The sequence below is a fragment of the Achromobacter sp. genome, from assembly GCF_036567245.1.
Taxonomy (GTDB): domain Bacteria; phylum Pseudomonadota; class Gammaproteobacteria; order Burkholderiales; family Burkholderiaceae_B; genus Achromobacter.
The window spans coordinates 15,682-27,051 of sequence record NZ_DATCUY010000051.1 but is presented as its reverse complement, the minus strand read 5'-3'; the positions used below and the strand labels follow the sequence as shown (position 1 = coordinate 27,051).

Annotated in this window: 8 protein-coding genes; 1 reads left to right on the top strand and 7 read right to left on the bottom strand. The window is 61.9% G+C overall.

Features of this window, described 5'->3' with window-relative positions:
• The coding region (locus VIR09_RS01825; RefSeq protein WP_332011243.1) for an STN domain-containing protein at positions 1–369 on the bottom strand (369 nt) is incomplete at its 3' end.
• Positions 370–585: 216 nt separating this feature from the next.
• On the opposite strand from VIR09_RS01825, the gene VIR09_RS01820 reads away from it, so the two are divergent.
• Positions 586–960 (top strand): hypothetical protein, encoded by a 375-nt coding sequence (locus VIR09_RS01820; protein ID WP_332011241.1) that lies wholly within the window; start codon positions 586–588, stop codon positions 958–960.
• Positions 961–995: 35 nt separating this feature from the next.
• Here the strand turns inward: VIR09_RS01820 and VIR09_RS01815 are convergent, their stop codons facing one another.
• The 6 genes from VIR09_RS01815 to VIR09_RS01790 form a co-directional block, all read right to left on the bottom strand.
• Positions 996–1,361, bottom strand: a complete 366-nt coding sequence (locus VIR09_RS01815; protein ID WP_332011238.1) for a cupin domain-containing protein — start codon at positions 1,359–1,361, stop codon at positions 996–998.
• Positions 1,362–1,405: 44 nt separating this feature from the next.
• Positions 1,406–1,960 carry an XRE family transcriptional regulator gene (locus tag VIR09_RS01810; protein WP_332011253.1) on the bottom strand — a complete coding sequence of 185 codons (555 nt, stop codon included), beginning with the start codon at positions 1,958–1,960 and terminating at the stop codon, positions 1,406–1,408.
• A 104-nt stretch (positions 1,961–2,064) separates the two neighbouring features.
• Positions 2,065–2,847 carry an aldolase gene (locus VIR09_RS01805; RefSeq protein ID WP_332011235.1) on the bottom strand — a complete coding sequence of 261 codons (783 nt, stop codon included), beginning with the start codon at positions 2,845–2,847 and terminating at the stop codon, positions 2,065–2,067.
• Between the two features lie 28 nt (positions 2,848–2,875).
• Entirely contained in the window at positions 2,876–3,517 is a 642-nt protein-coding gene (locus tag VIR09_RS01800) for a glutathione S-transferase family protein (protein ID WP_332011250.1), read from the bottom strand.
• Between the two features lie 2 nt (positions 3,518–3,519).
• On the bottom strand, positions 3,520–4,485 hold the full coding sequence (locus VIR09_RS01795) for a tripartite tricarboxylate transporter substrate binding protein (RefSeq protein WP_332011232.1): 966 nt from the start codon (positions 4,483–4,485) through the stop codon (positions 3,520–3,522).
• An 852-nt stretch (positions 4,486–5,337) separates the two neighbouring features.
• The gene (locus VIR09_RS01790) at positions 5,338–10,797 is read right to left on the bottom strand and encodes an autotransporter-associated beta strand repeat-containing protein (RefSeq protein WP_332011229.1); all 5,460 of its coding nucleotides are present in this window, start codon (positions 10,795–10,797) and stop codon (positions 5,338–5,340) included.
• Between the last annotated feature and the right edge of the window lie 573 nt (positions 10,798–11,370).

Genomic DNA, 11,370 nt, shown 5'->3' with positions numbered 1-11,370 from the left:
CGAACGCACGGCCGGCGCCGCCCGCGGCGCGGCCACCAGCGTGAACGAATGCGTGCTGGCATAGCGGATGGCCAAGGGCGACCCCGCCAGCAGTTTGCGCAAGGCATCCCCAGGCGCGTAGGTACCCACCACGGCGGGCGCTTGCCGCCCGGCGGTCAAGGCGCTGTCGACCAGCACCGTGAGACCACTGGCAAGGCTGTACTGCGCCAACGCCTGGTCCAGCGGTTGCGCGGCAATGGCGAATGCCATTTCGCGCGGCGGCGTTTCGGCGCCGCACGCGCCGGCCAGCGCCCATGCCCCCAACGCCAGGCAGGCGTGCCGCAACCAGCCCCTGCCCGACGGACAGGCGTAGGTCATCATCGCCAACATGTAGGAAGAATGCCAGGCATGGCCACTGTCACGGGGTGCCGGCGCACCCGCCTCTACGGAAAGGCGCCATGCTAGGACGTGTGAATGACGCAATCGTGACACGCCGCATACGCGCCGCGCCGGGCCGCCATGCAATCGTCACCTGCGCGGCGTCATCCGTCCCTACACTAATGGCATGGCGGCCAATGGCGGCCAGGCTTTTTCAAAGGAACCCGCATGCGCACATACCGCCCCTCTCCGCGCCGCGCCTGCCTGCTGTTGCTGGCGGCGCTGGCGGCAACGCCCCTGATGGCGGCCGCCCAGACGACGGCCGCTCCTAAGTCCCAGGACATGCAACAGGCAGCCAGGCCCGCCCCGGGAGACGCCTGCATAGACACCGAAGTCAACGGCTACCGCGCTTTGTCGTACGACTGCCTGAACCAGAAGATCGCGCCCGACGCCGCGCCCAAGCCGCCCGCCACGCTGGGTTCGGAGGCCATCACGCAGAAGCCGCCCAACCAGATGGGCCTGCCCACGCCCGCCACCATCGGCAACCGCATGGGCAATACCTTCGGCACTTCGGCCTATCCGCAGCGGCCGACGCCGCCATAGGGCTGGTGTCCAGCCCCGCGGATACGCCTGCGAGGTCACGTCGTGCGGCTGATGAAATAGATCTTCTTGACGAACGAATCGACTTCCCAGCGGCCGGTATAGCCTTCCGGCATCACGAAGGCCTCGCCCACGCTCAACTCATGCACCGTGCCGTCCGGGTCGACCAGGCGCGCCGCGCCTTCGACGATGTAGCCGAACTCGATATAGCCGGTGGTGTTGGACTGGAAACTGCCGGCCGTGCTTTCCCACACGCCGGCCTCGGCGCGGCCGCCGTTGCCTTCGAACGCGGTCACGGTGCGGAACGCGGCGTCGCCCGAGATCGGGCGGCGGGGCTTGCCGGGCACCGGATTCTTCATCGGGCCGGCATCGATGCGGACGAGCCGCGATTGATCGTTCTTCATGGCAATTCCTGTATTCGGATAGGTTGATGAGCCTGGCGGCCCGCTCAGTGCGCGGCCACCACCAGCACTTCGGCCATGGCCCGGCTGACGGTGCGCATGCGGTGCGGCAGTTCGGAATCGAAATAGACGGAATCCCCGGTCTCCAGGCGGAACTGGCGTTCGCCCACGTAGACTTCGATGGCGCCCTTGAGCACCAGCAGGAATTCCTCGCCGGGGTGCGGAAACACCGCGGTCGCATCGGGGAAATCGCGGGGCGGATGCACCACGAAAGGCTCCATCGCCTTGACTTTGCGGCGGCCGGCCAGCGACTCATAGTGGTATTCGCTGCCCAGCCCCCGGCGTTGCAGCGCCTCGCGGTCCGCCACCCGGACCACGCTGACCACTTCCTCCTGCGCGGCGTCGTCCGTGCCCACCAGCTCCGACACGCCCAGGCCATAGGCTTCCGCCAGCCGCAGCACGGTGGAAATGGAGGGCTCGCTCAAGCCCCGCTCCAGTTTGGAGAGGTAGCTCTTGGTCAATCCGGTGCGCTGCGCCAGCTGTTCCAGGGACAGGGTTTGCTGGCGACGCAGGGCGCGCAGGCGGTGCGGCAGGTCTATCATGGGCGAAGTTGCGGGCGTAAATGCGAAATACGGTCGCGGAATGCGACCGTCAAGCATGCCCTAATCCGGGCCGGCCGTCGAGCCGGCCCCGCCCGCAGCCGCCATCAGGCCAGCACGTCGGGATGCGCCCGCAACGCGCGCCGCGCGTAGTAAGAGAACCCGACCTGCGAACGCTTGGGCGTCAGGATCCAGTCATGCGCCTCACGCCCCAGCGCCGGCGGAATGGGCTGGATCTTGCCGGCGGCCATGGCCAGCAGCTGCATGCGGGCAGCGCGCTCGAACTGCAGGGCCAGCACACAAGCCTCTTCCACCGACCCCGCCGCGATCAGCATGCCATGGTGCGACAACAAAATGGCGCGCTTGGAACCCAATGCCGCCGAAATGATCTCGCCTTCCTCATTGCCCACCGGCACGCCGGGCCAATCCTTCAGGAAGGCCACGTCGTCATACAGCGTGCAGTTGTCCATGTGCGAGATTTCCAACGGCACCTCCAGCATCGACAGCGACGCCACATGCAGCGGATGCGTGTGGATGATGCAGTTCACGTCCGGACGCGCACGGTAGACCCAGGAATGGAAGCGGTTGGCCGGATTCGGCATGCCGCCGCCTTCCTGCACGCGCAGGTCCTCGTCGACCAGCAGCAGGTTGCTGGCGGTGATCTCGTCAAAGCCCAGGCCCAGGCGCTGGGTGAAGTATCGGTTCGGTTCCGGCGCGCGCGCCGTGATCTGCCCGGCCAGGCCGGAATCATGCCCGCCATCGAACAGGATGCGGCAGGTCAGCGCCAGGCGCTCGCGCAGGCTCCAATCAGGCGTCTCGAACTGGCGCTGCATTTCGGCTTTCGCCCGCGCGATCAGTTCGTCTTTCCCCAGATGCATCGTATCGGCCATGGTCGTCACTCCCAAGATTGTGTCTGTGTCATGCCGCGTCGAACAGCGGCGTAAAACCGGGCAAGGCGCGCATGCGCGCCAGCCAGGCGTTGATATGGGCGAAGCCGGACAGGTCGTAACCGCCCTCGGCCGCCATGCTCGTATAAGGAAACAGCGCGATGTCGGCGAGGGTCGGCGCGGTTCCCACCAGATAATCGCGGCACGCCAGATGTGCGTCCATCAGCGCGGCCGCCTTCATGCCAATCTCGCGCCATGCCTGCATGGCCGGATCGTCCACCTGAGCCGTGCGGCGCAAGTGGATCAGCAAGCGTGGCTGCGCAAAGGCGTGCATGTGCTGGGTCTGCTCGAAACTGAGCCAGCTGCTGACCTGCGACTGCTCCAGCCGGCCGGCAGGCAGCCAGGGCGTACCCAGCCCCAGATACCAGAGTATGGCCTGCGACTCGGCCAGCCACTCGCCTTCCGGCGTCAGCAGGGCCGGCACCTGGCGCCATGGATTGATGCGCGCGAACGCATCCGTTTCCAGGTCGCCCAGCACGATGTCGAAGGTGCGCCGCGTAAGCGGCAGCCCCATATAACCGCAGGCCAGCCGGATCTTCCAGGCATTGCCCGAACGCAGCGTATCGGCCAGCTCCAGCGGCTTGCCCGCCAGCGGATGCGGAGTCTGGTTCATCATCAATCCATCTTGATGTTGGCGCGCTTCACGATCTCGGTCCACTTGGCTTTCTCGCCGGCGATGAAGCGCTGGTACTCATCCGGCGTGCCCGTGTACAGCTGCGTCCCCTGGGACGCGAGCCGCTCCTTCAGTTCTGGCGACGCCAAGGTCTTTTGCAGCGCCGCGTTCAGCTTTTCCAGGACTTCAGGCGGTGTGCCCGCAGGCGCGAAGAACGCGTTCCACGAGCTGATCTGCAGGGCCGCGTCGCCCACCTCGTTGCTGGCGGGTACGTCCGGCGCGGAAGGCAACCGCTTGTCGGCGGCCACCGCCAGCGGGCGCAGCTTGCCGGATGCAGCGTGCGGCATGATCACCGGACTGGCGTCCATCACCACGTCCACCTGCGCGCCGATGGCGGCATTCACCGCTTCGCTGCCGCTCTTGAACGGCACATGCACGATATCCACGCCCGCCGTCAGCTTCAACAGCTCCAGGCCCAAGTGCGGCGAACTCGCGTTGCCCGCCGAGCCGAAATTCAGCTTGGCCGGATTGGCCTTGGCATAGGCCACGAACTCGCTGAAGGTCTTCGCCGGCACGCCTTCCCGGATCGCCAGCAGGTACGGGGATCCCGACACCATGCCTACCGGCGCAAACTTGTCCGCGTCATAGCTGAGCTTGCTGTAGATGAGCGGGTTGACCACCTGCGTGCCCACCGTGCCCATGAAGATCGTGTAGCCGTCGGCCGGCGCGGTCGCCGCCACCTGCGCCGCGATCACCCCGCCCGCTCCCGGCCGGTTCTCGATCACGATGCCCTGCCCCAGCACGTCGCCCATGCCCTTGCCGACCTGGCGCGCCACGATGTCCGTGATCCCGCCCGCGCCGAAAGGCACCACCAGCCGGATCGGGCGGTCCGGATACGCCGCCTGGGCGCCATTGCCCGCCATGGCCGCAACCAACGCCAGCGCGCCGGCAATTCCCGAAATCTTCATGTCATCCCCCCATCGGGTGCCGCCCATCGGCACCATCATGACACGAAGTGTCCTATAGGATATTGATTTTCCGCAAGAAAAATAGACCTAGGGAAAACCTTTAGTAGCAGGAATAAAGTTCGCCTTTTTTGTTGAAGTTCGCCTTTCGGTTTTGGCCGGCAACACCTGCTATTGCACAGGCATCTTCTCTTATTCTGTGCAGATGGACGGCCTGCAGGCTGAAGAAAGGCGAACTTTGCAATAAACGCTATTGAATTAGCGCGACAGTGCAAGCCGGCAGATTTGGGATATGCCCATACGGGATTAGGTAGGAGACATGGACGTCTCGAGGCACTCGGCTATTGGAAAATATCGGCGCGGAAGCGCAGTGCTTCGTATGGAAGGCCCCTTTGGCAAGTGGCCGTTTTCGGCCAAGAGCGGAAGTTCGCTGAGCTGATTGAAATGTCCGATGAAGATTGAATGCTGACGGTTAGGGGCACGAATGCCTGAGGATGGGTCAAAAGCTGCTATTCGATCGTCGATCGAGTGGATGGCCACAATTCTGGGGTTCTCCACCGAGTGCGTTGTGCACTCTCAAAAAAAATCCACGCGCGCCGCTGTGGTCTGCATGGATCTTGTCGGGACGTTGCTGCTTGTCCCGAAACGCTGTCATCTTGGCGGTGTCAGTCCGAATGAGTTCGAGGCTGCACATCACAAGTGGAAATCAGGTGTCTACTAAATCCTGGTAACTCCAAGTTCTCATCGAAAGAAATCGAGGGCGTTCATGCATTCGTGGCTCCCTCTTCAGGTGGACCTCAGCCGGTAGAATTTCGAAGCCTGCCTGAATCGGAGATTCCCTTGGAGACCGCAGATTTAGAACCTGATGCCGAAATTGACCTTGACGCCATGTTGCTGGGCTTCGTTGGCGATCTGGCCCTGATAGAAGAGGCCAAGCGTCGCCAACGGCGAGAGTTTGACGTCGAGGCCAGTCTCGATGATGGCACTGTCCTTGGCGATCGGAACGCCGGCGATGGTGAAGGAGTCGGAGCCGGCGAAGGACTGCGTCGAGACGGGAACGGTGTCCCCAAAGGCATGCCGCCAGCCGAGCGTGCCGCGCGCGGTGGCGCTGACACCGCCAAGATTGAAGCTAGTCGAGGCGCGCAGGCCGAGCGTCGAGAAGGTGGTGTCGGTCGACTGGCTGCCTGCGGACAAGGCGGCCGCGCCGCCTGTCTCTTGGAAGCTGCCGGTGTTCAGGCTGACATGGGCGAGGTTCGCGAATGGCTCGAACGCGGCCATCGCCGTGTCGATGCGATAGCCCAATTCGCCGAACGCCTGGAAGCTGCCGGCATCGTAGCCGCCCTTCAGTTGGTCGGAGAAGCCGGGCAAGGTGACGCTGCGGCTGGTGTCGACATCGTGCCACGTATAGGCGAGCCCCGAGCGGAAGCCGAGATTGCCGCCGCCGACATTCCGGCTCGTGCCGCCATAGAGGCCCAGATGATAGTTGTCGCTTGAGCCCGACGAACTGCGATCCTTGCTGTCGAAACGGGTCTGGCTGTAGCCGGCCAGCACGCCAAGGCGCCAGTTGTCGAAGATCTCGGCGTCGCCTCCCATCAGGAAGCCGCCGGTCGACGTGCCAAGACGGGAAGCGTTGCCGTCGCTGGCATTGTGGCCCCAGCCGCCAAAGCCCTGGCCCCAGAGAGCAATACGATCGGTGGTGGCGGGCATCAGGGTCGGCCCGCCTTCGCCATAGCTCATGACAGGCGTGCCAGCGGCGGCGACATCGCCAAACGCTGCGCGGATGCGGTCATTGGCGGCGTCGCGGACAAAGTGGCTGTCCTCAAGGAAGGCCGTCTTTGCCGAGCCATGGATCTCGCCGGAGAGCTGGTCGAAGCTTGCCCGAATAACGTCGCTGTTATCGGGCAGGAGCGCGATCGCGTCATAGACGGCATGACCGGCGTCTATTCCGATGCTGTCGATGCCACTGGCCGTGGCCGCCTGATTGCGGGTCGCCGCAAGAGTGGCAAAGTTGACATCGTTGCGGGTCAGATTGAGAGCCACCGTGCCTGCGCCATAGTCATAGCCGAGATCAGGTCGCAGGAAGGCGAAATCGGAGGTGACAGTGTCGAAGCGCCCCGACAGCGCGCCGTCAGCCGCCAGGATCGTATAGGTCGAGCGCAGCTTGTAGTCACCACCGACCCCGATATGGGCAACCGAACCACCGTTGAGGGTGGTGTTGCCAGTGACGCGTACGAGATCCGAAGCGGAACCGGTAGGATCGACCTCGACAGCAAAGTGCGATCCGGTCTCAAGGGTGAGATCGCCATTGATGGTGAGCGTTCCGATAGAGTTGCCGGCCGAAAGCGTGCCGCCAGACGTGACCGTAACCCTGGAGCCAACGCCGGAGCCGACCGTGCCATGACCGCGGAGGGTCGCATCGCCTTCAACGTTGACGGATCCGCCGAGCACCGCATCGTGCCGGCTAGTGTCGGAGCCGACGATCAGAGCCCCCGCCGCCACATCGGTGACACCAGCAAAGGCCGCGCTGTTGCCGTCATGGATGAGCGAACCCGCGCCGGTCTTGATAAATCGGCCCGTGCCGGCGAGCACGCCGCCGTATGAGGCGTTGTTTTGCTGGTTGAAGATGAGAGTTGCGTTTGTAGAAATGTTTGCATTGCCGCCAAAGCGTTCAGCGGAAGCGACCAGGCCGCCGGCTTCGATCGACCAGTCAAGCGTGGAGACGCCGGCAAGAGTGAGATTGCCAACGCCACGCTTGATCATCGCGCCGCTTGTACCGTTCAGATCAAGAATGTCTCCACCGAAGCTGGCATCGACCGCCTGATCGAACACGACCGTGCCGGCATTGCCGATACGGCCCGAAATCGAGCCCACCCTGCCGATCAGTGTGCCCGCCTGGACTAACGTATTGCCGTAGTCGTTTCCGGCGTTGTCAAGCCGCAGCGTACCAGCCCCGGACTTCATAAGATCGGCCCCGCCCAACACCGCGCCGCTCAACCCAAGTTCGGTGCCTGCGGTTGTGTTGAAGATCCCGGTCTCGACAAGCGTCACCGCGCGACTGCTGTCAAAGCTCGCCGAGGTAGAAAGCGCGCCACCGGTGAAAAACAGAGTACTGGCATTCGCGCCCAGATTGCTGTCCGCCGAGACCTCAAGCGTGCCAGCCTGAATGTTGGTGCCGCCGAGGTAAGAGTTGTTGCCGGTCAGGATCAGCGTTCCGCTGCCGATCTGGCTGACGAAGCCGCTGCCTGAGATATCACCGGCGAAAGCCAGCGTGTCGCTGCGGTTGAAGGTGAGAGCACCATTGTTTTTCACATCGCCAGAGATTGAGCCCGTCGTGCCACCATTGCCGACCTGAAGCATGCCGCCCGAGACCGTCGTACCGCCGCTGTAAGAGTTGTTGCCAGTCAGGATCAGCGTGCCGCTGCCGATCTGACTGACGGAACCACTGCCCGAGACCAGACCGGCGAAAGTCTGAGTGTTGATGTGGCTGAAGGTAAGAGCACCATTGTTTATTACGTCGCCAGAGATCGAGCCCGTGGTGCCACCATTGCCGATCTGAAGCGTGCCGCCGGAAATGGTCGTGCCCCCGCTATAGCTGTTGGCACCGGTCAGGATCAGTGTTCCCGCACCGGCCTTGGTCAGCGCCGTACCGTTCCAGCCCGTAGCGGCATTGGCGGCCTGGTCACCGAGCGCCGCGCCCACTTGGAATCTGTCTGTCGCGTTGGCCAGCGTGAACGTGCCATGAGCCAGATTGTTGCCCGCCGTCCAGCCGAGGCCGTAGCTGGCAATGTATTGCTTATTGTCGTCAGTTTTACGGGTGTTGACAGTGAGATAGTCCACAACCCCGGTAAAGCCACCAACACTGACGGCGCCAAAGTCACCGCTGATGCCGGAGGTCGTATTGATCAGGATGTGATCAAGCTGGCTGCTATGGTTGATGCCACTGATGTTGAAGGTAACGTTATTTCCGAGTGCAAGACTGGCCGCTTGAAAGGATGGGCCGCTCGCCGAGGCGGCGATCGAGAGCGCTGTGTTATTGGCGAAAGTTACATCGCCAGCGACAGTGAACGTCGGCAACGTCATGATGCCAAGCCCACCGCCAATGACGCTGACGTCGCCGGCCAGACGGCTTGCGCCGTTTGAAACGCCATCACCAAACTGCAGTGCGCCGCCGACGACGGTCGTATCTCCGCTGTAAGAATTTGTGCCGGTGAGCCTAAGTGTGCCGGCTCCGGATTTGGTCAGCCCGCCTGTACCGGAAATCGAACCTGCGTAAGTCGTTGACGCAGCCTGATTGATGGCGAGTGCCGCGCTGCCCAGCGTGATTGCGCCCCCAGTACCGCTTAGCGACGACATGGTGAGGGCGTGGTTATTCAGATCGAGGGTTCCGCCATTGACCGAATAGGCCGTATTCGCTGCAAATGCGCCAACGCTGCCAGCCAGCAACATGCCCGCATTCACCGTCGTCCCGCCGCTATAGGAATTTGCGCCTGTCAGCATCAATGTGCCGGCGCCAGATTTGGTCAGCCCGCCTGTGCCGGAGATCGAACCCGCATAGAACGTTGTCGCAGCCTGATTGATGGCAAGTGCCGCGCTGCCCAGGGCGATCGCACCGCCTGTCCCGCTGAGCGAGGACATCGTGAGGGCGTGGTTATTGAGATCGAGCGTGCCGCCATTGACAATATAGGCGGCATTCGCGGTCAAGCCACCCGCTGCGCCCGCTCGCAATGTGCCCGCATTCACCGCCGTACGGCCGCCATAGGTGTTTGCGCCGGTGAGCGTCAGCGTCCCGGCGCCAGATTTGGTCAGCCCGCCTGCGCCGGAGATCGAACCCGCATAGGACGTTGTCGCAGCCTGATTGATGGCAAGTGCCGCACTGCCCAGGGTGATCGCACCGCCTGTCCCGCTGAGCGAGGACATCGTGAGGGCGTGGTTATTGAGATCGAGCGTGCCGCCATTGACGGAATAGGCGGCATTCGCGGTCAAGCCACCCGCGCCCCCCGCTCGCAATGTGCCCGCATTCACCGTTGTGCCGCCGGCATAGGTGTTTGCGCCGGAGAGCGTCAGTGTGCCGGCGCCAGATTTGGTCAGCCCGCCTGTGCCGGAGATCGAACCCGCATAGGACGTTGTCGCAGCCTGATTGACGGCAAGTGCCGCACTGCCCAGGGTGATCGCACCGCCTGTCCCGCTGAGCGAGGACATCGTGAGGGCGTGGTTATTGAGATCGAGCGTGCCGCCATTGACGGAATAGGCGGTATTCGCCGTAAACGCGCCATTCCTGCCAGCTCGCAATGTGCCCGCGTTCACCGTGGTGCTGCCGCTATAGGTATTGCTTCCCGACAACAACAGCGTATGCGAACCGGATTTCACCAGATTGAGTACACCGGTTGCGCCATTCGTCGAGTCTCTGATATCGCCACCATAGACCCATGGATCCTGTGGATTCGGATTGTAGTCTGCCAGTAATGTCAGGGTCGAATCGGCATTTCCGTTATTCGCAATTGTCGCGGAATAGTTCGGCGTCACATAGCTGATAGCAGCAATTCTAAGGTCGTTTCCATTCAGGAACATATTCCCGCCGGAGGTGCCGAAACTGTCAGAGAATCGGACAGTCGCCGTTTCAATCAGTGCATTGTCGGCAAGAATGTTCAGCGTTCCACCACCTTGGAAATAAAGACTCCCACCCATGGCCCCGGCAACACGGGCATTCAACGTCCCACCCGAAATTCCCAGCCCTGAGCCTGTGTAAGAGTTGACTGCGTACATATTCGTGACGGAATTTCCGCCCAACGTCAGCCAACTGTTTTCCATTCCGTTGGCGGCATTAATATTCAACGTGCCACCCAGCATTGTAATTTGGCCGCCAACCACACCTCTCGTCGCGTTTACGTTTACCGTTACTCCCGCACTTTGAATATTCTGCAGGCCTCCACTTATAGCGCCTTCCGCGTTCACATTGAGCGTGCTGTTTCCACGGAAATATGTGTAATTTGGGTAGACTCCAACAGGGTTCGGCGTATAGGTTAGCGCATCGCGGGCCGTCAGATTTACGACAACATTGTCTTGGAAATTCCAGGTTCTTTCACCAAAATAATCGGCACTGCCCGCTTCGATCGTTGCGTTTCCTGTGCATGTATTGGCTGGGCACGACTGAGCATGGGCCTTCGCTGACAAAGCCAGCGGTTCCATAAGCACCAGAGAGCTGATCAGGGCGCTAGAGCAGAGCAGTCGAGTGCTGCGGCAGCCATCGCGGCAGGACTTCATGGAAAAGGACTGGTGATGTCTCCTGGATCCTGGCAGCACGGTATCGTTATTCATCTTCTACGGTATTGTTTGACGGATCTTTCAATTCGCCATCTTGCCATCTGGATCGATACTTTATAAAAATGCGCGATCACCGCATATCACTGAAACTAGGTATTTTTGGTCTCACTGTTGATTTGCAGGCAGAGTTGACCCACTTTTACGTTTGATTTGCATCTAATTCTGCCCTGACCATCTGAATCCACACGGACTAATTCGGGGCTAGGGTCAATCCTGACGATTGGAGAAGAACAAAGTGAGAGCATCACTGGGCCAATAGGCGTGGCTGTAGCTTTGAGCGGCTGCGCCAACAACGGCGGGAAGCCGGACATCCCTAGTGGACCGCCAGTCACTTGTGCAGAGTTGTTGAAATGGGAAACTCCTACGCTTCGTGGGGCCAACGAAACGGTGGCAATTCTCGCCGCCGGATATTCTGATGGCACGTTCGTACCTATCAGGCCATTAGCCGAGGCGAACGGTGAGCGCCTCAGCCAGGATGAAAAGCTGCAGGATTTCGCTGTGCGGGCAGTTTGGCTAACGTGGTGCCAACCGGGACGTCCGCGAACAGACCGGACTTTTGTGTCGCAA

Coding starts and splice junctions, on each gene's coding strand:
- VIR09_RS01820 (WP_332011241.1), top strand. CDS start 586: ATGCGCACATACCGCCCCTCTCCGCGCCGCGCCTGCCTGCTGTTGCTG.
- VIR09_RS01815 (WP_332011238.1), bottom strand. CDS start 1,361: ATGAAGAACGATCAATCGCGGCTCGTCCGCATCGATGCCGGCCCGATG.
- VIR09_RS01810 (WP_332011253.1), bottom strand. CDS start 1,960: ATGATAGACCTGCCGCACCGCCTGCGCGCCCTGCGTCGCCAGCAAACC.
- VIR09_RS01805 (WP_332011235.1), bottom strand. CDS start 2,847: ATGGCCGATACGATGCATCTGGGGAAAGACGAACTGATCGCGCGGGCG.
- VIR09_RS01800 (WP_332011250.1), bottom strand. CDS start 3,517: ATGAACCAGACTCCGCATCCGCTGGCGGGCAAGCCGCTGGAGCTGGCC.
- VIR09_RS01795 (WP_332011232.1), bottom strand. CDS start 4,485: ATGAAGATTTCGGGAATTGCCGGCGCGCTGGCGTTGGTTGCGGCCATG.
- VIR09_RS01790 (WP_332011229.1), bottom strand. CDS start 10,797: ATGAATAACGATACCGTGCTGCCAGGATCCAGGAGACATCACCAGTCC.